The 23,403-nt window shown below is 44.5% G+C and carries 24 protein-coding genes and 1 pseudogene; all 25 read right to left on the bottom strand.

Annotated features, from left to right (window positions below):
- Positions 1 to 100: 100 nt before the first annotated feature.
- Positions 101 to 505 (bottom strand): hypothetical protein, encoded by a 405-nt coding sequence (locus ACWGXJ_RS15155; protein WP_452567081.1) that lies wholly within the window; start codon positions 503 to 505, stop codon positions 101 to 103.
- 234 nt (positions 506 to 739) lie between these two features.
- Positions 740 to 1,246, bottom strand: a complete 507-nt coding sequence (locus ACWGXJ_RS15160) for a hypothetical protein (RefSeq protein ID WP_241081057.1) — start codon at positions 1,244 to 1,246, stop codon at positions 740 to 742.
- 164 nt (positions 1,247 to 1,410) lie between these two features.
- Positions 1,411 to 3,111 (bottom strand): methyl-accepting chemotaxis protein, encoded by a 1,701-nt coding sequence (locus ACWGXJ_RS15165; RefSeq protein WP_452567082.1) that lies wholly within the window; start codon positions 3,109 to 3,111, stop codon positions 1,411 to 1,413.
- Between the two features lie 290 nt (positions 3,112 to 3,401).
- Positions 3,402 to 4,150, bottom strand: a pseudogene (locus ACWGXJ_RS15170) (class I SAM-dependent methyltransferase).
- Between the two features lie 314 nt (positions 4,151 to 4,464).
- The gene (locus ACWGXJ_RS15175) at positions 4,465 to 4,794 is read right to left on the bottom strand and encodes a tyrosine-type recombinase/integrase (protein WP_452567912.1); all 330 of its coding nucleotides are present in this window, start codon (positions 4,792 to 4,794) and stop codon (positions 4,465 to 4,467) included.
- A 597-nt stretch (positions 4,795 to 5,391) separates the two neighbouring features.
- On the bottom strand, positions 5,392 to 5,865 hold the full coding sequence (locus tag ACWGXJ_RS15180; protein ID WP_452567083.1) for a hypothetical protein: 474 nt from the start codon (positions 5,863 to 5,865) through the stop codon (positions 5,392 to 5,394).
- Between the two features lie 456 nt (positions 5,866 to 6,321).
- The gene (spo0A, locus tag ACWGXJ_RS15185) at positions 6,322 to 7,125 is read right to left on the bottom strand and encodes a sporulation transcription factor Spo0A (RefSeq protein ID WP_023989239.1); all 804 of its coding nucleotides are present in this window, start codon (positions 7,123 to 7,125) and stop codon (positions 6,322 to 6,324) included.
- Positions 7,126 to 7,341: 216 nt separating this feature from the next.
- Positions 7,342 to 8,502 (bottom strand): SpoIVB peptidase, encoded by a 1,161-nt coding sequence (spoIVB, locus tag ACWGXJ_RS15190; RefSeq protein ID WP_452567084.1) that lies wholly within the window; start codon positions 8,500 to 8,502, stop codon positions 7,342 to 7,344.
- A 123-nt stretch (positions 8,503 to 8,625) separates the two neighbouring features.
- Entirely contained in the window at positions 8,626 to 10,344 is a 1,719-nt protein-coding gene (recN, locus tag ACWGXJ_RS15195; protein WP_028540598.1) for a DNA repair protein RecN, read from the bottom strand.
- 58 nt (positions 10,345 to 10,402) lie between these two features.
- On the bottom strand, positions 10,403 to 10,852 hold the full coding sequence (ahrC, locus tag ACWGXJ_RS15200) for a transcriptional regulator AhrC/ArgR (RefSeq protein ID WP_013310809.1): 450 nt from the start codon (positions 10,850 to 10,852) through the stop codon (positions 10,403 to 10,405).
- Between the two features lie 16 nt (positions 10,853 to 10,868).
- Positions 10,869 to 11,345: a hypothetical protein gene (locus ACWGXJ_RS15205; RefSeq protein ID WP_452567085.1), complete on the bottom strand. Its 477-nt coding sequence runs from the start codon at positions 11,343 to 11,345 to the stop codon at positions 10,869 to 10,871.
- A gap of 155 nt (positions 11,346 to 11,500) precedes the next feature.
- Complete coding sequence (locus tag ACWGXJ_RS15210) at positions 11,501 to 12,352, bottom strand: TlyA family RNA methyltransferase (RefSeq protein ID WP_023989243.1); 852 nt, start codon at positions 12,350 to 12,352, stop codon at positions 11,501 to 11,503.
- Between the two features lie 76 nt (positions 12,353 to 12,428).
- On the bottom strand, positions 12,429 to 14,327 hold the full coding sequence (dxs, locus tag ACWGXJ_RS15215; RefSeq protein WP_452567086.1) for a 1-deoxy-D-xylulose-5-phosphate synthase: 1,899 nt from the start codon (positions 14,325 to 14,327) through the stop codon (positions 12,429 to 12,431).
- Positions 14,328 to 14,434: 107 nt separating this feature from the next.
- Complete coding sequence (locus ACWGXJ_RS15220; protein ID WP_254325377.1) at positions 14,435 to 15,358, bottom strand: polyprenyl synthetase family protein; 924 nt, start codon at positions 15,356 to 15,358, stop codon at positions 14,435 to 14,437.
- The gene (gene xseB / locus ACWGXJ_RS15225; RefSeq protein WP_013310814.1) at positions 15,330 to 15,590 is read right to left on the bottom strand and encodes an exodeoxyribonuclease VII small subunit; all 261 of its coding nucleotides are present in this window, start codon (positions 15,588 to 15,590) and stop codon (positions 15,330 to 15,332) included. The genes ACWGXJ_RS15220 and xseB overlap by 29 nt, the downstream gene beginning before the upstream one ends.
- Positions 15,580 to 16,944 (bottom strand): exodeoxyribonuclease VII large subunit, encoded by a 1,365-nt coding sequence (gene xseA, locus ACWGXJ_RS15230; protein WP_039270951.1) that lies wholly within the window; start codon positions 16,942 to 16,944, stop codon positions 15,580 to 15,582. Before xseA ends, xseB begins: the two co-directional genes overlap by 11 nt.
- Positions 16,945 to 16,956: 12 nt before the next feature.
- Positions 16,957 to 17,814 carry a bifunctional methylenetetrahydrofolate dehydrogenase/methenyltetrahydrofolate cyclohydrolase FolD gene (folD, locus tag ACWGXJ_RS15235; RefSeq protein ID WP_452567087.1) on the bottom strand — a complete coding sequence of 286 codons (858 nt, stop codon included), beginning with the start codon at positions 17,812 to 17,814 and terminating at the stop codon, positions 16,957 to 16,959.
- 37 nt (positions 17,815 to 17,851) lie between these two features.
- Positions 17,852 to 18,301 (bottom strand): transcription antitermination factor NusB, encoded by a 450-nt coding sequence (gene nusB / locus ACWGXJ_RS15240; RefSeq protein ID WP_039270947.1) that lies wholly within the window; start codon positions 18,299 to 18,301, stop codon positions 17,852 to 17,854.
- A 135-nt stretch (positions 18,302 to 18,436) separates the two neighbouring features.
- Complete coding sequence (locus tag ACWGXJ_RS15245; protein WP_023989248.1) at positions 18,437 to 18,670, bottom strand: DUF2273 domain-containing protein; 234 nt, start codon at positions 18,668 to 18,670, stop codon at positions 18,437 to 18,439.
- Between the two features lie 15 nt (positions 18,671 to 18,685).
- Positions 18,686 to 19,225, bottom strand: coding sequence for an alkaline shock response membrane anchor protein AmaP (gene amaP, locus ACWGXJ_RS15250; RefSeq protein ID WP_013310819.1), 540 nt, complete (start codon positions 19,223 to 19,225; stop codon positions 18,686 to 18,688).
- A gap of 73 nt (positions 19,226 to 19,298) precedes the next feature.
- Positions 19,299 to 19,712, bottom strand: a complete 414-nt coding sequence (locus ACWGXJ_RS15255; protein WP_013310820.1) for an Asp23/Gls24 family envelope stress response protein — start codon at positions 19,710 to 19,712, stop codon at positions 19,299 to 19,301.
- 125 nt (positions 19,713 to 19,837) lie between these two features.
- Positions 19,838 to 21,181 (bottom strand): acetyl-CoA carboxylase biotin carboxylase subunit, encoded by a 1,344-nt coding sequence (gene accC / locus ACWGXJ_RS15260; RefSeq protein ID WP_039270945.1) that lies wholly within the window; start codon positions 21,179 to 21,181, stop codon positions 19,838 to 19,840.
- 60 nt (positions 21,182 to 21,241) lie between these two features.
- On the bottom strand, positions 21,242 to 21,733 hold the full coding sequence (gene accB / locus ACWGXJ_RS15265; RefSeq protein WP_039270944.1) for an acetyl-CoA carboxylase biotin carboxyl carrier protein: 492 nt from the start codon (positions 21,731 to 21,733) through the stop codon (positions 21,242 to 21,244).
- A gap of 138 nt (positions 21,734 to 21,871) precedes the next feature.
- Positions 21,872 to 22,696: a SpoIIIAH-like family protein gene (locus ACWGXJ_RS15270; RefSeq protein ID WP_452567088.1), complete on the bottom strand. Its 825-nt coding sequence runs from the start codon at positions 22,694 to 22,696 to the stop codon at positions 21,872 to 21,874.
- Positions 22,697 to 22,758: 62 nt separating this feature from the next.
- Positions 22,759 to 23,400 carry a stage III sporulation protein AG gene (spoIIIAG, locus tag ACWGXJ_RS15275; protein WP_029517255.1) on the bottom strand — a complete coding sequence of 214 codons (642 nt, stop codon included), beginning with the start codon at positions 23,398 to 23,400 and terminating at the stop codon, positions 22,759 to 22,761.
- Positions 23,401 to 23,403: the final 3 nt, after the last annotated feature.

Below are 23,403 nucleotides of genomic sequence, written 5' to 3' on the forward strand. Positions count from 1 at the left end.
AAATACAAACAAAAAACTCCTAACCAATTTACTACATCGGTTGGGAGTTTTTATTAATAAAAAGATTTCTTTAATGATGGTCCTCAATCGTCTGTATAGACTAAAGTGGCAACATATCCCGTCTTTCCGCCTTATGCTTACACTCTTTGCATACCCCATACAACGATCCATTGTCATCCGCATAGAAGGTTAATTTGTCTTCTTTTTTACAAAAGGAGCATTTTTGCTTGCCTGTGTCCTGGATAGAGTCAGATAGTCCAAATCCAGTTTGGGCCTGAATACCTGCTGCTTTTGTATTTGCGCGTGGACCGGAAGAAATTTTAGACTTAGATTCATTACCGGTACGGGATTGTCGAGCGGACTTACGAGGACGAAATTCAACGACATTACTGCCCCGCTGTTCATTCATTTGTTTGTTGCTGCTGCGACTACGCCTTACTTTAACAATCCAACCCAATGCCACCAACAACACGCCGAAGAACACCCAAGTCAGACTATTCCACATGCTCTCATTCCCGCCTTTGCTTTAGAATCAATTGGGTTAATACCACTAGCCCGTGCAACATCCGACTCGCCTCTAACTGAGCATATTAGGTAAATCATCTTTTCCTGAGGAGTACATTGATCCGTTTTACAAATTGTACATCATCCTTTTGAAAAACGATAATATCCCCTCTATGAAGATCGTTCTCCTTATCATAGCCCAATGGTGAGAATAAAAATGGCCCAGATGGCTACATTACTCCCCTTGATAATAAAAATCAATGAATCTTTTCGTCAACGGATTAAACTTATCAAAGCGTTTGCGATGCGGTAAAAAGCCTGACTTATGTACTTGTTCTGCTAGTGTTTCTACATGTTCGAATCGCTTGAAAAAGGGCAACGCAAAAGCGTAGATATCTTCAACGATCTCTTGGATCACTCGTTCTCTTTCTGCTTCTGTGGACACAAGGTAATCCCTGTTTTCCGTATATTTCTTGGTCAGAGCAATCAATTCACTGTGAAAACAAGCCCCAGTACTATACTTCTTTTTTATTTTTTTGGATTCTACGACAATATAAACTTTTAATGCACCATATTTAGTCGCACCAAAACTAATTTCAAATATAAATTCCTTGGTTTCTTTTTTCAAAACTTTTCTGATTTTCAGATATTTAAAATCACTCAAAAATGGTGTAGCTATAATTTTGTCTATCGCTAACTGACGTAGTTCACTTGCTTTAAGTTCAGTCTTATTATCCATCATGTCACTCCAACCCAAAGAATTTCACACCATTATATCATATCGTTCCAATTACAGGCTCCTCATATCTCCACCCTTTAATCACAATATATTAATAAAAAAAACAGAAAAAAGCCGCTCACAATAGAGCAGCTAGTTCCTCTTAAACATAAAAAGCAGTATACGAATTATACTTTGAATTTACCAATTTGCCCTTGCAGGTCTTCCGCCATTTGGGACAGATTTCTTGCAGAAGAAGCAATTTCCTCCATAGATGCCAGCTGTTCCTGAGTTGCGGCAGATACGTGTTGTGTCCCTGCTGCGGCTTCCTCAGCAATCGCTGAAATTTGTCTGACAAAACCAACAATCTCATCCGTACTTGCAGACATTTGTTCTGATCCGGCAGAAACCTCTTCAATTTCACTGGCCACTTTATTTACAGTTTCCTGAATTAATTCAAAGGATGCGCCTGCATTTTGTACAACTTCACGACCTGTCATGACATCCTTCCCGTTGGACGCTACCGCCTCAATAGCATGGGTAGTATCCTTTTGAATCAATCCCACAAGCTCCGTAATTTGTTGAGCAGAATGAGCCGATTGTTCAGCCAACTTGCGAACTTCGCCTGCAACTACAGCAAATCCGCGACCATGTTCTCCTGCACGGGCCGCTTCAATCGCAGCGTTCAAGGCAAGAAGGTTGGTCTGACTAGAAATATTGGTGATAACATCAATGATCTTGCCAATTTCGTCTGAGCGCTCTCCCAATCCAGCCATGAGATCTGCCAATCCATTCATCGAATCATTCACGGCATTCATCTGCGTAACTGCCTGTTGAATCATCTGGTTACCTTCAGCCGATTTATGGGCCGCATCTTGCGCAGATGCGAATACATTTTGCGCGCGGATGGCGATTTGCTCAACACCGATAGACATTTCCTCAATAGCTTGGGACGATTTCGTCACCATATCTACCTGGTCTCCTGTTCCAGTAGCTACTTCTTGCACCGTTTCGGTTATTTGTGCAGAAGCTTGGCTATTTTGCTCTGCGCTGGCCGTCAATTCTTCTGAGGAAGTGGTTACCAGCTCAGTCGTCTTACTCACAGATTGAATCAGTTCACGAAGGTTCTCAACCATGACATTAAAGGAATGTGCCAACGTACTGATCTCATCCTTGCCCTTCACAATGATAGCTTCACTTGTAAGATCACCCGATGCGATACTTTCAGCAGCACGACTGATTCGCAAGATAGGTTTAGATATAATTTGGGCTATGATGATTGCCATGATCAATGCTAATATAACGGCTGCTATACTCAAAACGATGACCAGTTGTCTACCTGAAATAAAGTTGTCAACAGCTTCTTTCGTAGTCTGTTTAGATCCATCTGCATTCACTTTAATGAGCTGACTGATCATATCGTTTGAACTATACCATAACTTATAGGACTCTTGATGAAGGATGCTTGATTGAGTGTAATCATTAGCTTTCCCCGCTTCAATCATTTCTGGCAACTTAGCCAAATACTCCGTATAATTTTTGGAGAATTCTTCATACATTTCACGTTCTTTAGGGGTAGCAATTAATTTTTCGTATATTTTTCGATCGTCCTCAACCTTTTTTAAAACCTTATCATATTCGGCCTGAACCTTCTCCATTTCTTCTGGGTCACGTTCTACAATAATGTTTAATGAGATCCGCTCTACATCAGATATATCACCATTTAGCGTTCCCAGGATGGTCACACTTGGCATCCAATGGCTATCAATTGCCATCGAAGTGTCGCCTAAATTTTTCATTTTTGAGATAGATGTTGTACTAATCACGATCAGCAGGATTATTACCGCAAGAAAACCCAATATCAATTTTGTTCGGATGTTAAATTTCATATATTCGCTCCTCAGTTCTCTTTATATTAGATACTATATCGACAAGAAACGACACATTGTTTATATCAAATTTAAAGACAATTTCAGAACTGTTTACTAAAGGGAAATTTTTCATTGTGAAAGTTAGTGCAACTGATTCAGGTTTATTTTATAAACAGTGTGAAGGGTATTATGTCTCATAATTCCCAATGGTTCTGCCATTTAGCGAGGGAGATGCTAAAAATCTTTATTCACTCATTCCATCAAACTCAAAAAAAAGGATACCCAAAAAACGGGTATCCCTTTATGTTTTACTTCCTAGCAATCACCATAAATCGTTCTGAATTTGTCCTTATTCCTAATTCGGTTTGATTGTCCAAAATAAATTGTTGGAGTATTTGAAAATCAATTTCTTCTTCTCCGAAGTTGGGAATAATTGGTGTGTGTTTCAAGAGAAATATTAAGTCTGCAGGAGTCTGATAATATTCGGTTGCATTGAATTCAAATGACTGTATGTCCTTAAAGCCCGCGTCACTTAATTCGGTAATATATTGGTCTTTTAACGAGTCTTTCTTAGCACCCCATGCCTGTCCTCTTCCAAACGCTTCTTTAATATTTAATTTGTCGTTTTCACTTACTTGCTGTGTCAGGAACATACCACCCTTTACTAACACCTTTGCTATTTCTTTTGCATAAAAACACGAATGTCTAGAAGAGATTACATTAAAGAAATTCTCAGGAAAATTTATATTTTCAGCATCCATCTGGAGAAAACGAACATTTGCTATGTCTGATCAGCAGAATTCTTGGTTGCTGTTTCAATCATTCCAGTGGAATGGTCAATCCCAACTAGAAGTAATGCAGAATCTGCTATTGATAAAATTGCTTCCCCGCCGCCAATACCGATGTCAAGCAATATATCCGACTTCTTGCATGTCTTCGCTACTTCATTGTAGAAGTCCCATTTTACTCCTTCGGAGATACATTTCACATGGCTGAAATTCCAGCCGTTGATTTTTCCAATCTTATTATAAAACTCTTTATACTCTATTGAATTCATTTTCTTTCCACCTTCCAATTAGGGATAAATACTACGGGATAGCAGACCGATATCATTCAGTATTTTAGTTTTGTAGTCAAAAGAATAGACTTTCCCCTTGACGGCTGGTACGCGTTTTTTCCAGCCCGGAAACTAAATACCTCGAACAATACGGAAAGACATCCGATTCACCTCATTTGAAAGATTGTTTTAATTATATTTCTAATAGAGCTTGTCGTTCAAGCATATTCTTCGCACCATTGTACGTCCACTAGAATAAAAGCTGAGACGCTCACCATGCCATTATCTTTAATGAAGGAGCCGTACAACAGTATTTAAAGGGCGAAAGCTAAAACAAGCAAAGCCCAAGGCAGACTATTGGCAGCGGTACGATTGATTAGACAGAATATAAGGTTGGCAATGCAGAAATAGGCTTCAGAGTAGCGGTCTTTATAACGCATCCAGCTTTTTATCTTGTTAACTGATCTGAAGGAAAAATAAACATACTTCTCCTGCTTATTCTTAGCATTCTTAACAAATATACTTTTGTGCTTGAAATCAAATGATTCTGGCTGTAGACTCAGGCATTCACCTTTTCTCATCCCCTTACCAAGCAGTAAACAGGTAATTGCATAGTTTCGAATACCCATGAAAAGTAGCTGCATCAAATTGACCCAACACCTTTTTGATTTGTTCTGTTGTTAAAGTCTTATTTACCTTACGTTATACTTTCGGGTTCTCAATGCTTCAACCGGATTCTTTTGGTATTTCAAGTTCCACTTCGTAGAGATAATTGAAGAACAACTTTATATTCCGAATATAGTTTGCAATTGTGGTTGTGGAAATGTTCTTCTTGAGGTCTGAACTTTTCTCTAGTTGCTTCTTCTCCTAGTCTCCACCACCTATTGACTACTGTATACTTCCAAGGTTCCTGCAAATATTTAATGTACTGCCGGAAGTGTCAAGACTGAACTTTCTTCACGTATTCAATCTGATACTGATCTTGTAAATGCTTACCGAACAACTTTATGGTCTGTTTCGTAGACTAAAGTTTTACGTGCAATATTCTTAGACGAACAGTAAAGCATAAAATTATCCAGTTGAAATTCAAAATCTTCCATAAAAAAATACCGCTGATCTATTGGTCATGGATGACCTAATAAATCAGCGGTATTGGCTGAATTGTTATGCTCCACCTTATTCTCAATCTGTAGTTTATCTGCCACCACTGCGATGAACTTTCGATTCCTGAGGTGAGCGTCTCAATTCGGAATATACCCTGCTATGCCTTCAAAAGAATAACCGGATCCTCCATTACCAAGCTCGTTAAAATCAGTGGTATAGAAGTGATCTGTACCGTTATAGTATCTATATAACGGCGATGTGTCTGGTTGCTGTTGCGGGAAAATGTAACCTTGTATGCCTTCAAGGCTATAACCATTCATACCATTGCCAAGCTCATCAAAATTAATGGTATAAAAGTGATCTGTACCATTATAGTATCTATATAACGGTGATGTATCTGGTTGCTGTTGCGAGAAAATGTAACCTTGTGTGCCTTCAAGTCTATATCCACTCATACCGTTGCCAAGCTCATCAAAATTAGTGGTATAGAAATGGTCAACGTTGTTGTAGTAACGATACAGCGGAACGGTTCCGTCTGCTGCACTTACAGAGCTAAATGTGGAGAACATTGCAAACATAAACAATAAAATTACGGCGATTCTTTTTTTCACAACAACCAAGCCTCCTATGGGCAAAGTATTTAAGCTGGCCAGCTACCATTCTAGTATTGCATTTATCTAATCCATATACAATAGTAAAAAGGTACTAATATGTTTTTTTGAAATTTTTATCCAATGTTTGAATTTATATATTATTTTTAATATTTCATTTCGTTTTATTCACCACTTCCGACCAAGATTGTTTAGTACTTATTGGATTACAAGCTTGTACTCGTCCTGTCTCAAGTAGATACTTGATATGGTGGCGGGGAAATTCAAAATCGTTCATAAAAAATACCGCCTATTTATTGGTTCTTGGAAGAACCAATAAATAGGCGGTATTAGTTGTCTACTATTCAGAAGTTTATCGGATCGGGTCGGCTGTTTTAGAAATTAGCCATCCCTGCATTATCATCGATAAACGTAAAACCACAAAAATCCCTTGCTTTCTCAATCATTCTGACCCTTTCAGGACACCTTGTTCTCAATTCTCAGCTTATCTGCTACCATCGCTATGAATTCACTATTGGTTGGTTTGGACTTACTGATATTAATGGTGTACCCGAACAGGTGTGAAATGCTGTCGATATTTCCACGGGTCCATGCTACCTCGATAGCATGACGAATGGCGCGTTCTACGCGAGATGCCGTCGTTTTGAACTTTTCGGCGATTGCCGGATATAACGTTTTGGTGATGGCTCCCAAAATTTCGATATTATTGTACACCATCGTAATGGCTTCGCGTAAATATTGATAGCCCTTGATGTGAGCTGGTACACCAATTTCATGTATGATGGCCGTGATACTGGCATCCAGGTTTTTCGTCTTACCCATAGGTACAACGTTGGACCGCATGGATGAAATGGTCACCGGACTGCTGCTTACTAACTGCGGCCCCACTAATTGACGAACACGGTTAGCTAGCACTTCCATGTCAAACGGCTTCAAAATATAATAAGATGCCCCGAGCTGTACGGCCCTCTGTGTAATATTTTCTTGACCGAATGCAGTCAGCATAATGATTTTCGGCTGTGGAGTCAGGTTCATTTCTCTTAAACGCTCCAATACACCGAGACCATCCAGATGAGGCATAATAATATCTAAAATAAGTACATCAGGTATGTTGCGGGATTCTGCGATGCGTTGGAGCACTTCTTCGCCGTTATAGGCGATTCCTGTAACTTCCATATCCTCCTGATCGGAAATATATTCAGCAAGCAAATTCGTAAATTCCCGGTTGTCATCAGCCAACAATACCTCAATTTTTTGCAATGTACTTCCTCCTCATTGAGTGATATTCCATTGTGATATCTGTTTACAGTATATAAATATTTCTTGTCGGAGTATATGATTTCGACATCGAATTATGAATTCCTTCTGTCGAAAATTATTTTTATTTATTTTTTTTATAGTTTCTATTATAATTAATTCTTTATCTTGCAAATATGAGTTATTCCCCTGCTTTTCGACAAAAAAATCTTAAGGCAACTAGCTCGCCTTAAGATTAGAAGATGATTTCAAGCTTACGTTATTCTGCATGATTCCTGCATCACGCAGCATCCATTCGATAAAACAACCGTAACCTGATTTAGGATCATTCACAAATACATGTGTCACAGCCCCGATAAGCTTACCATTTTGAATAATCGGACTACCGCTCATTCCTTGCACAATTCCCCCGGTCTTATCCAACAGCTTTGGATCTACAATGCGAATCACAAGTCCTTTGGTTGCTGGTTTGTCCTGCTGAGAAATGTGTACAATTTCCGCCTGAAACCGCTGAATTTGTTGACCTTCCAGTACAGTCAAAATTTCTGCAGGTCCTTCCTTTACTTCATTCGCAAGAGCCACCGGAATAGGAGTTGAATACAATCCATATTGCGGCTCATCTGACATTTTCCCAAAAATTCCGAAATTCGTATTTCGTTCAATATTTCCTAATACCCGATGATCTTTGAGAAAATGAGCGCGTTTTTCTCCTGGTTCCCCACTTTGGCTTTTCGCAATTGACGTCACATTGGACTGCACAATCTCTCCGCTCCCCACGACAATAGGGGTTTGGGTATTCATATCGGTAATTACGTGGCCCAATGCCCCGTATACACCCTGGTCCGGTGCGTAAAACGTTAATGTACCTACACCTGCAGCCGAGTCTCTAATGTACAACCCAAGCCGCCACGCTTTATCATCTTGATCATATGCTGGTGTTAACTTCGTGGAAATCGTCTGCTCTCCTCGACAAAGTGTAATGTCGAGCGGCTTTTTATTCTTACCTGCTTCGTCTACTGCCTCAGCAACCCTTGCCAGGCTATTGAGTGGTTTGCCGTTCATGTGTGTAATCCGATCCCCTAGGCGAATCCCCGCTGTTTCACCAGGTGACACCTTACGATCATTACTTTCCTGAATGATATGGTGACCGACGACAAGCACTCCTGAAGATTTTACTTTGACCCCAATCGTCTGCCCCCCCGGGTATACTTTTAAATCGGGAACTAAACTTTCTTGGGTTGTCCTCATGCTTTTAGAGCCGAACAAATCCAAAGAAGCTTGTGGAGGCAGCGCAGCTTGCACATGCTGAGCGTTACCGATAGAACACATAAGAAAAACAAGCAAAAGACCGAGCAATTTGATCCTGGAGTAAAAATTCAATGGCTGTCACGCTCCCTTTGCTTCTTTCGCTTGACGAGTAAAGGTGGTCGCCAATTGCGTACCTATAAGGTAACCTTGCCCCCAGGCTTTTATAACTGTTAAACATTACGCCAGCCGCTCTTTTCAGGCTTTCTTTCCTTCCGCCAAATTCAGCATTTCCTGTGCGTGATGCAAAGTTTTTTCGGTAATTTCCACACCGCCCAGCATCCGTGCCAATTCCTTGACACGCCCGTCCTCCGTAAGTCCCTCAATTTGAGTCATGGTCCGTCCATCATGGACATTTTTCTCAATAAGGTACTGATGATCTGCCATACATGCCACCTGTGGCAAATGAGTAATGGAAAAGACCTGACAAACGGAAGATAAACGATATAGCTTCTCGGCAATGGATTGAGCTGCACGACCACTCACCCCGGTATCCACCTCGTCAAAAATGAGTACTGGAATTTGATCATGACGCGCAAAAATACTTTTCATCGCCAACATGATACGTGATAGCTCACCGCCTGAAGCGATCTTACCAAGTGGACGTAATGGCTCACCTGGATTGGGGGATATAAGAAATTCCGCATTATCAATGCCCTGCTTGGTAGGTCTTACCTTCAGACCTTTATACTCATATCCGCGTGGATCTTCAATTGGATCAATGCGCACCTTGAGTGACGTTCTTTCCATCTGCAGGTCTTTTAACTCCTGCTCCACTTGCTCTGCAAGCTCTTCAGCACAAATTTCGCGTGCTTCTGTAAGCTCTTCCGAAATCTCAAGCAAATCGGAAAGCAACTCATCCCGTTTTGCAATGAGCTGCTCCAACCGCTCATCTTTATTTTCCAGCAGATCGGTTTCCTGCTCAATACGGCTATAGTATTCCAAAATCTGCTCTATACTATCACCATATTTTCGCTGTAACCCGGTAATTTGATTCAAACGTTGCTCCACTTCATGCAGCTTGCCTGGATTAAATTCAATATCCTCACGATAAGAACGTAATTGGAATGCTGCGTCCTCCAACTGGTAAAAAGCAGACTGAATCTGCTCCGCTATGGGCTGAAGGCTTTTGCTGTCATAGCTTTGGACATCGTTTAATCTGGACAACACGTTATTGATCGTATCCAGTCCACCTCTGCCGCTTAGCAGTTCGTATGCTCCTGATATCCCATCCATCATTTTCTCACTATGGGATAGCTTGACCCGTTCCTCTGCCAATAATTCATCTTCTCCCAATTTCAACTCCGCCGCAGCGATCTCTTCTAATTGAAATCGGTACATATCCAAAAGCTGATAAGCCTTTTGACTGGAACTTTGCAGTTCTCTTACTTCTTTTTCCGCTTTGACAAAAGCATTGTAACGCTCCCGATAAAGCGTTTTGACCGGACCGATGACCGAATCACCGAACGTATCCAGCAGCGCCAGATGGCGATCTGCACGTAGCAGACTTTGATGCTCATGTTGCCCGTGGATATTGACGAGTTGCTCACCCACCTCACGCAGCATCGTTAAATTAACCATCTGGCCGTTAATTCGAGAAGAGCTTTTTCCTTGAACCGTAAGTTCGCGACGAATCAGCAAATGCTCCTCTGCATTAGCCTTAATCCCTTGTTCCTCAAGTGTATTCCAAACTGGATGTTTTACCGGCAGTTCAAATAAGGCTTCCATCTCTGCTTTATCACAACCGTAACGCACTAAATCAGCAGAGCCCCTACCGCCTGCAATCAGCCCAAGCGCATCGATAATAATGGATTTACCAGCACCTGTTTCCCCGCTCAACACATGAAACCCTTTATAAAAATGAACATCGACGGCCTCTACAACCGCCAAATTCCGTATAGACAAAGTGACCAGCATCGTTCTTTCACCTCTATGATGTACAAATTAAAACGCCTAATATGCGTAGCCATTATAATTAGGAAATGTAGCCCATAAGACGATTCACGATAGCTTCGCTGTTTTCTTCCGATCGGCAAATAATCAAAATGGTATCGTCCCCGCTAATCGTCCCCATGATCTCGGACCATTCAATATTGTCCAATAAAGCAGCAATCGAGTTGGCTGTTCCCGGCAGGCATTTCATCACAATCAGATTGGTTGTGTAGTCAATATGCAAAAAGTTATCGACCAACGTACGTTTCAGTTTCTGGGCCGGATTGTAACGTTGATCTGAAGGCATCGAATATTTATATCTGCCATCGTCCATTGGAACCTTGATGAGCAGCAACTCCTTGATATCACGCGATACGGTCGCCTGCGTGACCTGAAAACCAGCCTTACGCAATGCTTCAACCAGATCATCCTGCGTCTCAATCTCATGTTGTGAAATAATTTCCCTAATTTTAATATGTCGTTGACCCTTCATATAATCCTCCTATGGATTAACCTTCATATTCCTCTTCTTCGAGGTCTTCCACTAATGTAATAAGGCGAATACTTCGCTCGTCCGTATCAACGTACAATACACCCGTGCAACCCGGATAGAGCAATAAATACGGCATGAGCCTGTCCCTTAAATCAGGACCACTCCACTCCATTGGTTTCTTGCGGCGTGACATTTTGACCATATATGTCGAACCGTTTCGTACAGCCACGTAGTCTATAAACAAACGGCTATACACGGTATGTCCATTCACTTTAAAAGCAAGCGGTATTTTCATCTTCCCGCCCACTACTTCATATCCTGCTTCTTCGAGTAGGTCTGTGACAGGCCCTTCGTCCAAGTCCTCGTTAATCGGTATCGTCTTTAGTACAAGCGGCCCTGGCTCCTTCAACCAGGCACGTAGGCTATACAAAGCCCATATCCCTAATATCACCCCGATTACAGCGATGATAACCGTATCATATCTTGTGTCCATGGACCGATCACCTCATGGACATATTCTAGGACAAGATGTAAAATCCCTTTTCCTTTGTACATCTCATTATAGGCGAACGTGAGTTCTATAATCAATCCCTCACACCAAAAAGAGGTTCCCTTAAGTTCACAGAACTCATGGAGAACCCCTGAATGTTACTTACGCGATGGACCATTATTAAAAGTCTGACCTGCTTCCTGAACGGTACGTTCAATCAGTGGTCTGAAATCCATCTTCTCCAGCTGCGATTCTGCAGCAGGAAGCCCATCCAAACGCCAATGCGCTAAAAATTCAATATTGCCTTCTCCACCTGTAATAGGCGAATAAGCCAAACCTTGCAGCGTAAGTCCAAGCTCATGTGCAAACATCAGAATGGTCTGCAACACTTCTTTATGCGTAGCAGGATCACGGACCACACCGGATTTTCCGACCTTTTCGCGTCCAGCTTCGAATTGCGGCTTGATTAGAGCTACAATATCAGCAGGTTGATGCAACAAGGCAAGCAACGGGGGCAAAATAATACGTAATGAAATAAAGGAAACGTCAATACTAGCGAAATTCGGCACGGAACCATTCAAATCCGCGGGTGTCATATATCTGAAATTCGTTTTCTCCATTACGCATACTCGTTCATCATTACGAAGGGACCAATCCAGCTGGTTATAACCCACATCAATGGCGTATACGTATTCAGCTCCATGCTGAAGCGCACAATCCGTAAAACCTCCAGTGGACGAGCCAATATCCAGCATTGTCCTGCCCTTCATATCCAGCTCAAATTGACGGATGGCCTTCTCCAGCTTCAATCCTCCACGGCTTACATACGGATGCACCGAACCCTTAACTTTAAGCTCGCTAGCGCGTGGTACCTTCATCCCCGCCTTCTCGATCCGTTCGCTGTCCGCCAGCACTAGCCCAGCCATAATCGCAGCTTTAGCTTTTTCACGGCTTTCAAAAAAGCCTTGTTCTACAAGTAATACATCAATGCGTTCCTTCGGAACAGACATGTTAATCTCCCTTTAGGCAGCCAGGCTGCTCTTGTCATACTTTTTATAAACGTCATGGTCTTCACTTCAAGTTACCCTATACGGATTGTCCCATGCCATATGCTGGTTCAGCAGCCCATTTACGCAGCTTTAAGCATACATCCTCAATGGTAAGACCTACTTCAGCACGCTGCTCTTTGATGGAGCCATGCTCCACGAACAGATCGGGAATCCCCATTAGGCGCACCTGTGCCTCTTGTATTTCGGCTTTAGCGTAGAATTCCAGTACAGCGCTACCCAAGCTTCCTGCTTCAGAAGCTTCTTCCAATACGATCAGCTTCGTATGCTGACGAGCCAGCTCACGCAACATATCCTCGTCCAAAGGCTTCAGGAAACGGGCATTCACGACGCCCACTTGCAAACCTTCCCGTTTCATCGCCTCCGCAGCCTCTGTCGCCACCTGGAGCATCGGTCCTGATGCGATTACAGCAAAGCCCTCGCCTTTACGCAGGAGCTCCCAACTGCCGATGGGAATAGCCTGTAATTCTTTATCCATCGGCACGCCAACCACATTAACACGCGGGTAACGATAAGCAATTGGACCATCTTCATAGTCGAGCGCTGTTTTCATCATATGGCGTAGCTCGTTCTCATCCTTTGGCATCATAAGCACAAGATTGGGGATATGACGCAAGAATGCCACATCAAACACGCCATGATGAGTTTCCCCGTCAGCCCCAACAAAACCTGCACGGTCAATCGCAAACATTACGTTCGCATTATGACGACAGATATCATGCACAATCTGGTCATAAGCACGCTGCATAAAAGTGGAATACACCGCAAACACCGGCTTCATCCCTTCCATTGCCAACGCAGCACACATGGTAGCTGCATGCTGTTCAGCAATGCCGACGTCAACCATACGGCTAGGAAACTCTTTACTAAACGGTACCAAACCTGATCCGCCAGGCATAGCGGGTGTAACCGCAACGATGCGCTCATCCTGCTCAGCCAGCTCAATCAACGTTCGACCGAAAATTTCCGTATACATCGGATTACCTACAGCTTTGAGTACCTGACCCGATTCAATTTTGTAGGGACTGATTCCATGCCATTTGTGTGAATCTGCTTCCGCAGGTTTATAGCCCTTGCCCTTGGTGGTTACGACATGCACCAATACAGGGCCAGTGACATTATCAGCCTGCTGGAAGGTTTCGATTAGCTTCGGCAAATCATGTCCGTCCACTGGACCGAGATACGTAAGTCCCAGTTCCTCAAACAGTACACCAGGCACCATCATATATTTAAGACTGTCCTTGACACGGCCAGCCGATTTGGCAAGTTTACCGCCGATCGCGGGTATTTTTTTCAGCAAAACTTCCAGCTCATCTTTTGCTCGCAAATAATGACGATCCGAGCGGATTTTACTCAAATAATTATGCATGGCCCCTACATTAGGTGCTATGGACATTTCGTTGTCATTCAGAATGACCATTAAATTTTTGCGCTCATGACCGATATGATTCAACGCTTCGAAGGCCATCCCCCCAGTCAACGCGCCGTCTCCGATCATTGCAATGACTTTATTGTCCTCGCCCTTCAAATCTCGAGCCAAGGCCATTCCCATTGCCGCCGACAGAGAAGTGCTGCTATGACCGGCTTCCCAAACATCATGCTCGCTCTCACTTCTTTTTACAAAACCACAAAGTCCATCACGCTGACGAAGTGTATCAAAACGGTCCATTCGCCCTGTCAATATTTTGTGTACGTAGGCTTGGTGCCCAACGTCATAAATCATCTTGTCCTTTGGACTGTTATAGCAATAATGCAGGGCGATCGTGAGCTCAACCACTCCCAGATTCGATGCCAGATGCCCCCCAGTCACGGACAGCTTCTCAATCAAAAAGCTCCTGATTTCCTCGGCTAGAGAAGCCAACTCCTCAACCGACAGTGATTTCAGATCGCCTGGTTGCTTTATGTGTGGAAGCAGCACGCATATCTCCCCGCTTTCCTTCAAGTTTGTGTGTAAAGTTAACAAGTATTATATCACACTTTTTAACTGTGCTTAAACGCAGACAAGTCAAAACAGCTCTAACGCAACTAATGATCACGCTTCATCAGGTAATCCGCTATCTCCAGCAAACGAGAAGAATCGGGAATACCGCTCTCTGTTATCACTTTTTTAGCAGATGCGGTGAGTTCCTCCACCTGCCGCAAAGATGCGTCCATACCAATGAAATACGGATAGGTAACCTTCTCCTGCTCAACATCACTTTGCGTTTTCTTACCCATTTTGCTCTCATCGCCTATGAGGTCCAGTATATCGTCCTGTATCTGAAAAGCCAGCCCCAAGTCTCGTCCAAAGCGGCGAAGCGCCTCTAATTGACTCTTGTCCGCCCCACCAATCCGTCCACCTGCCAAGAGCGAGAAAATAATCAAATCAGCAGTTTTATGAAGATGGATATATTCCAGTTCCTCGATCCCCGTCATTCCTTGCTCGCCTGACATATCGGCGACCTGTCCGCCTACCATGCCCCGCGCGCCACTCATTTCGGACAAATCCTCAACAATGGACAACAGCGAATCGGATGAAACACCGTGACGTCGTCCTGCTTGCACAATGCTGTAAAAGGCATGGGTCAACAAAGCATCACCCGCAAGGACGGCAACCGCCTCGCCGTATACCTTATGATTCGTCAGCTTACCTCGCCGATAATCATCATCATCCATGGCTGGCAAGTCGTCATGAATGAGAGAGTACGTATGTACCATTTCTACTGCACATGCCACTGGCAACGCAGCTTCCCTGCTTCCACCGAATGCTTCAGCAGCAGCGATCACAAGCAGAGGCCGCAGCCGTTTTCCGCCTGCGGTGAGTGAATAATTCATAGATTCTCGAAGAACATCGGGAATGTTCCAATCGGCCGGGAACTGCTCGGTCAGTGCAGACGAAACCGCATCCGCCGTCCCGGTCAAATATTCCTTGAACGACGGTCTATTCAAGCCCTTCACCGCCGTTTTCATCTAATCCGCCGCCAAAAGGCTTTTTGCGCAAATCTCCATCCTCTTCCACGATCATTTCAATTTTACGTTCAACCTGCTCCAGCTTTTGACTGCAAAGCTGAGACAGCTTCATCCCCCGCTGGAACAAATCAATGGCTTGCTCCAGAGGAACGTCTCCATGCTCCAGTTGTCCGACAATTTCTTCAAGAGCGGCCATAGCCGCTTCAAAATTCAATTCCGTTTCATTCGCCACCGTGCTTCGCGTCCTCCTTCATTCCCCATACTTGGCAGTCCAACTGCCCATCACTCACTTTAATCTTGATGGAATCTCCCGGCTGTACGTCTTTGAGCGACTTAATCAGCCGTTTCTCCTGCTCATCGTATACCAAGCTATAGCCTCGGGCCATGACTTTGAGTGGGCTCAGCGCATCCAACTGACGGATTCCCGTGTGCAACTGCTGCCGTCCCGTTTTCGTAATAGCACGCATCGCAGACTCCAGCTGACGTTGCGCCATATCCGTCTGCTTGCGTGCAGAACGAATTTGTTCACGCGGATTAAACCGCTCTAGCACCTGACGCATACGTGCATTCTTTTCTGCGTTTAAGCGTGAACGGTTACCCACTGCGCGGATTAGCCGCTGATGCAGCATGTCCATTCGCTCTGCATGCTGTAGCATATAGCGGCGTGGGTGCAGCAGGACTGGTGAACGCTGAAGCCTCACCAAGCGTTCACGGCTGGTTTCCAGCCGCTGCCGGAGGCCGTTACGCAGGCGGTGCTCACGCTGGAGCAGCTGATCCCGTAGCTCTGCCTGATTAGGCACAGCCAACTCAGCTGCTGCGGTTGGCGTTGCTGCACGCAAGTCAGCCACAAAATCGGCAATGGTAAAATCCGTTTCGTGTCCAACTGCCGAAATAACCGGAATGACCGATGCGTAAATGGCGCGCGCAACCGCTTCCTCATTAAACGCCCACAGTTCTTCCAACGAGCCACCTCCTCGTCCGACGATCATCACCTGAACCTCTTGCATACGATTCATAGCTTCAATTGCCTTGACGATCGAGGGTGCGGCTCCTTTTCCTTGTACAAGCACAGGATACAACACAATTCCAGCCTGCGGGTATCGCCGTTGAAGGGTCGTAATAATATCACGCACAGCCGCTCCGGTCGGTGACGTAATCACGCCAATGGTTGCCGGATGGGCAGGGAGATTACGCTTACGAGCAGTATCAAACAGTCCCTCTGCATCCAGCTTTTGCTTGAGCTGTTCGTAAGCCAAATAAAGGCTTCCTATACCATCAGGCTGCATTTGAGTCGCATAAAACTGATATTGTCCATCTCGTTCGTACACGGATACGTTTCCCCGGGCAATAACACGCGTACCTTCTTTCGGTACGAAGGGAAGCCGCTGATTATGGGTTGCAAACATAATCGAACGTATACGGCTCCCCTCATCCTTGAGCGTAAAGTACATGTGACCACTCGAATGATGCGTAAAATTAGAAATTTCCCCGCGTATCCATACATCAGACAGCACCTGATCCGATTCCAGTTTCATCCGGATATAACGATTCAGGTCCTTTATAGAGTAAATACGTTGTTCAGCCATAGGCAGCTGCCCTTATGCCAAACCGTGCGACCGCTTGGCCGCTACAAGCGTATTTTGCATCAGCATCGTAATCGTCATCGGGCCTACTCCGCCGGGAACAGGCGTAATCGGACCAGACACTTGCTTCACGCTCTCAAAATCAACGTCCCCCGTCAGCTTTCCGTTCTCCAGACGGTTCATCCCCACATCTATCACAACCGCTCCGGGCTTCACGAACGAAGCATCAATAAAGTTGGCTTTGCCGATCGCAACGACTAAGATATCCGCTTGTCGACTTAGATCCCCGATATTCGCTGTACGGGAGTGGCACATCGTAACCGTAGCATTTTCACGTTGCAACAATAAAGACACTGGCTTGCCTACGATATTACTGCGACCAATAACTACCGCATGTTTACCAGCAATCTCCACTCCAGCACGCTTGATTAACTCAATGACTCCAGCAGGAGTACAAGGCAATAGACTATCGTCACCGATGACCAAATTCCCTACGTTTACCGGATGGAATCCATCCACATCCTTCTCCACTGCAATCGCGTCAATGACAGCTTTTTCATGAATATGCTTTGGCAACGGCAGTTGAACCAAAATCCCATGGATAGTACTTTGATGGTTCAGCTTGTCCACTAGTTTCAGTAATGCTTCCTGAGAAGTATCTGCTGACAACCGGTGAACCTCTGAGTAATAGCCGAGATCATGGCACGCCTTTTCCTTGTTTTTAACATACACCTGCGAAGCGGGATCTTCGCCTACCAATACAACAGCCAGTCCCGGTTGAAAGCGGTGCTCTTTCAGACGAATGACCTCTTGTTGAATGCTTGCGCGAATATCCTGAGAGATTTGTTTACCATCAATGATCGGTGCTGACATGTTTAACCACTCTCCAACCTGATTCAGTAGTCTCTACTTAAAAACGTGCTTTCAATTGCTCCAGTTCTTGAATCACTCGTCCCAGTACACCATTAACAAATTTACCGGATTCCTCGGTACCAAAGTGCTTCGACAACTCAATCGCTTCATTAACAGCTACCTTGGCTGGAACATCCTCACGGAAAATCATCTCATATGCCGCAAGTCTCAAAATTTGACGATCTACACGTGAAAGTCTGCTGATCTGCCAGCCTTTAAGATAATCCACCAACAGCCCATCAATGGCTTCCTTGTGCTCCCAAGTACCCCGCACATGCTCTAAAACATACGCTCTTAACACTGCCGCGTCTTTAACGACAACTTCCGCTTCGTTTTCCTCAGCGGCTTCCTGAAGCAACATGTCCACGGCTGCTGCCGCATCCACTTCATTCATTTCCATATGGTACATACTCTGTACCGCTAATTCCCTCGCCAGACGTCTTTTCATGCCCTGCCTCCTACGCTTGCCTATATCTATTTTTCATTCTAACCAATTTCCACAAAAAAACCTGTGAACGCATCCTCCAAAACGTTGGGCGCAAAGAAGCTACAGCTCTATTTTGGAGAACACGTATCACAGGGTTCATTTAAAAGGACGCCAACGCTGCGACAACCAATCGCCCCATTCCTTCCAAGGGAGAAATGAACCAAGCGCTGAATCGCTACGTCTTCCTAGCGTATATCCGATGAACACCATCAATGCAAAGAACAACATATTCCAAAAGCCTGCCCACAAATAAATAAAACCGAAAAAAATACCAGCCGTGATCCCCATGATCCGGCCCTTGTAACTTCCCCATATTTCTTTCCAGGGCATCAGGGAAAATCACCTCTATTCCACACGACTCTTAAAGCTGGGTGACTGAGAAACATTAGCGATGTACACCGACACATTGGACACAGGAATTCCTGTAATTTCTTCCACATGATCGTGTACCCCCTTTTGTACCTCGGAGGTTAACACCGGAATGGAGCTTTCCCCGTCTACAACCGCCCGAATCGTAATATCAAGTCCCGATTCCAACACGCGAACGCGTGCTTTCAAATCCTGCATCCCGCGAAATCGGGAAGCTGCTTTGAGGCACAGATTTTCAATGGTGTCCACTGAAATCTGAATGTCACCATATTCCGTTCGTTGATCAATAGAATGCTGTACGGTTTGGTTCCGTCGAATAGAGATATAAAAAAAACGAAGACTCAATAACAACAGAACCCCTGCAATAATCAGGCTGGTAAACCACACCACTCGCTCATCCTCAATACTTAAAACATACGGAATGGCCCCGCTCAGGAGGAGGATGGCGAGAATGGAAATAATTCCGATACTTAAGCTGTACAAGAACAGCAGAAGTCTGTCCATAACTTTAGCCACGAAACGCACAGCCTCCTTAAATTAGAGTAAACCCTCGACCCATAAGGGTCGGGGGTTTGTACAAAGTATCGCTCTATTTAACCCGTCCGGCGCCCAGCACTTCCGGCTCTTCTACTTTTTCGGCATTTTTGAATTGAACATCATGAATTTGCACGTTCACTTCAACAACGTTAAGACCTGTCATGTTCTCAATCGAACGCTTAACATTATGCTGAATAGCAGCAGCCACCTCAGGCAGACGGTTACCGTACTCAATAATGACGGAGACGTCTACAGCAGCTTCACGCTGTCCGACTTCCACTTTTACACCTTTAGATAAATTTTTGCGGCCTAGCAGTTCGGCAAACCCACCAGCAAATCCGCCACTCATTCCCGCTACGCCTGGTACCTCAACGGTAGCCAGTCCAGCAATGACTTCAATAACTTCTGGGGCGATTTGAATCTCCCCAATTTCTGTACGTTCGAATTCGGTTGGCACTGTGCTCATACCTTCAACACCTTTCGGTCAAAATAAGTTTCATTCCAGCTTTGGATTTCAAAGCAGACATGCTCACTTATTATCCATACTATATCATTTGGCGTTCATTATGACAAACTGAGGAAATATACCGATTAAACTTCGTTTTCCTCCAAAAATTTAATATCAAAATCGCCTCTAATAAAGGTCGGATGCTCTAGCAAGCGCTGATGAAAAGAAATCGTTGTGGGTATGCCCTCAATAGCAAACTCAGACAAAGCCCGCTTCATTTTGGCAATTGCATCTTGCCGTGTAGGTGCCCACACAATCAGCTTGGCGATCATAGAGTCATAATAAGGAGGAATGCTATAACCTGGATATGCTGCGCTGTCTACCCGTACTCCAGGACCGCCTGGAGGCAGATAAAATCCGATTTTACCCGGTGCAGGCATAAAATTGCGATCCGGGTCCTCAGCGTTAATACGGCATTCTATCGCCCAACCATTGATGGTGACTTCTTCCTGCGTAAAGGAAAGCGGATGTCCTTCAGCGACAGAAATCATTTCCTTAATCAGGTCTACACCGGTAATCATTTCTGTTACGGGATGTTCTACCTGAATACGTGTATTCATTTCCATGAAATAGAAATTATTGTCCGGGCCGAGCAAAAATTCGAGAGTACCTGCACCAGAGTATTGAACGGCCAAAGCTGCGCGAACAGCTGCCTGACCCATTTCTTCACGGACATCCTGGGATATAACAGGACATGGTGCTTCCTCCAACAACTTCTGACGACGACGCTGAACAGAGCAGTCCCGTTCGCCCAAATGGGCAACATTACCATGCTTGTCCGCTATGATCTGTATTTCCACATGTTTCATACCGGTCAAATATTTTTCTAGGTACACACCCGCGTTGCCAAATGCTTTTTGCGCCTCCTGCTGAGCGGTAGTGATTTGCTGAATAAGGTTATCCTCATCTTCGGCGATACGAATACCTTTACCTCCACCACCTGCTGTAGCCTTGATAATTACCGGATATCCAATATCACGTGCGATGCTGATCGCATCCTGCAAATCCTCAACCAGCCCGTCTGAACCCGGAATAACCGGAACTCCGGCATCCTTCATGGTCTGCTTGGCTACGGCCTTATCTCCCATTTTGTTAATGGCTTCAGGAGAAGGACCAATAAACGTAATATTACACGATTCGCAAATTTCAGCGAAGTCTGCGTTTTCCGCCAAAAATCCGTAACCTGGATGAATGGCATCACATTCAGTCAATGTAGCAACGCTCATCAGGTTCGTAAAATTAAGGTAGCTGTCCTTAGATAGCGTCGGTCCGATACAGTAAGCCTCATCTGCGAGACGCACATGTAACGAATCCTTGTCAGCTTCCGAATATACGGCAACTGTCGAAATATTCATCTCGCGGCACGCGCGAATGATACGAACCGCAATTTCTCCACGATTTGCAATCAATACTTTTTGAAATGTCATGACTTTACCTCCCTGGGAGCAGTCTTGCCGAACCCTCAAAAGAGGGTTCAAACAAGCTCTTTACTCCGGTTTCACAAGGAACAATGGCTGGCCATACTCGACCAACTGTCCGTTTTCGGCCAAAATTTCCACAATTTCGCCCTTCACTTCAGCTTCCAGCTCATTCATCAGCTTCATCGCTTCAATGATACATACCGTTGTTTTTTCGCCCACTTTGCTGCCAATACTCACATACGGAGCCGTATCTGGGGATGAAGAACTATAGAAAGTGCCTACCATCGGAGATACGATTTTATGTAGATTGCTTGCATATTCCCTCGGTTCCCCAGCAGTTGCAGGTCCAACATCGGACTGTACTTGTGGATTTGGAATAACAGCTTGTGGTGCCACTGCATAAGTAGGTGTTGCCACAGGAGCCTGTACCGTAACGATCTCGCTTTTGCCAGGTTTTCGAATCAACAGGCGAGTTCCTTCATTTTCAATTTCAAGCTCATGCACAGACGTTTCATCCACCAGCTTGATCAATTCCTTAATCTCGCTTAATTTAAACATCTCTATTAATCACTCCTTCAGCATTTTGCCGGTTGCTGATTACATTGTTGAAACAGCTTTATGTATTATATCACAATCATTAAAAATAGAAAGAGCCCGGAATAATGCAGAAATCCGGGCTTTTTCGCGTTTTTTGTCTTATTGTGTAACATACTGGACACTGATCTTATCCTGCGTTACGTTCAGTTCCTTCATGACTTTATCAACAATTGTTACCGCTTGCTTAGCATCCAATTTTTCACTCAGAACCACTACTTTGTATTTATCAGCATCTTCCTCACGGACGACCGCATTGGCGAACTGCTGCTGAAGCTCTTCTTCAATTCCAGTAATTTTAGCCTGCTTATCTTCAAGTACATGTAATTCCTTTTGAGCCTCCGCGGCTTTCTTTGGTGTGCTGTCGTTCATTGCGGTAGTCAGTTCATCATTTTTCTTCTGATTTTCCACGTCCCGTTCCAGCAAATAGTTGTCAATCACAGCTGCTGCTGTAGGTTGGGCAGCTTGATCGGTTGCCACTTGATCCAGTACCTGCTGGTCGGTTTTGGCTGTAGAGGCTGCTTTGTCGTCACTTTGTGCTGTCGCGTCCGTCTTAGTCGCAGTTGTGTTTTGATCGGATGTCGCTGGTTCAGTAGTAGGGGTAGCTGCCGTATCTTTATCGCCTTTTGAGTTTTCTGTTGCTGGGTCAGTTGTGGAAGCTGTATCCGATTTTGTGGAAGGTGCTGATGCTCCATCAGTTACTTCTCCATTCGTCACTACTTCATTTACCTTCAGTTCGTTCAATTGTTCCTCTGCCTTCGTCGTTGCTTCCTGTGCGGCATCCTGCTTAACCTTGCTCACTTGCTCACTATCGGCTACTGGTGGATTTGCAGGGCTTGAGTCCTCCGTAAACAAATAATACGCAGACAGCACGACCATTAAACTCAGCATGGACACCAGCCAAACGGTTTGTCTTTTATTATTCATGTTCCGTCCTCCATATTCATTAATGGTTTAAAATATAAACTTCTTTGTTCTTAAATCCCAAATTATCCCTGTTTGCGCGGTACGACTGAAATTTTGTAGGAAGGTACATTTAGTCCCTTCTGTACAGCATCGACAATTAGCTGCTTCACTGTAGGGTTTTCTGCCCCCATAGCCACAACAAGCACTCCCCTCACCTGCGGTTTTACTTTTTTTGTCACAATCGGGGTGTGCTGGCCACCTGATGACTCATAGGTGACAATCTCGCCATCACGTGTATATTGAGTAGTGTGCCGTTGTCCGCCATTGGCGTCCGTCTCGTTGTTCTCTTCCTGCATGTCCTTTACATTGCGTTGAACGATAACTTCTTCGGTGGAATCTACCGTAACCATGACATCGACGGTTCCTACGCCAACAATCTGCTCCAGCATCTGTTTCATATTGTCCTCAAAAACCTTCTCGATCCCGGCAAAGGAACTTTCTTCACCTGTTGTTGTCTCTAACGTAGGCTCATTTTTCATCACGCCAGGCGGCTCACGGCCTACGTTTTCTGGATCAACCTTTTTCACATTAACGAATGAATTAAAAAGCATGATCGCTACACCGATAAGGCCAAGTATAAGCAGCCAACGAAATGAGTTGAATCTTTTCGCCCCATCCGCCCCTCCACCCAGCCATTGCTCCAGCTTTTTCAGCCATTTGCTCATTTC

This window comes from Paenibacillus sp. S33 (assembly GCF_053615415.1).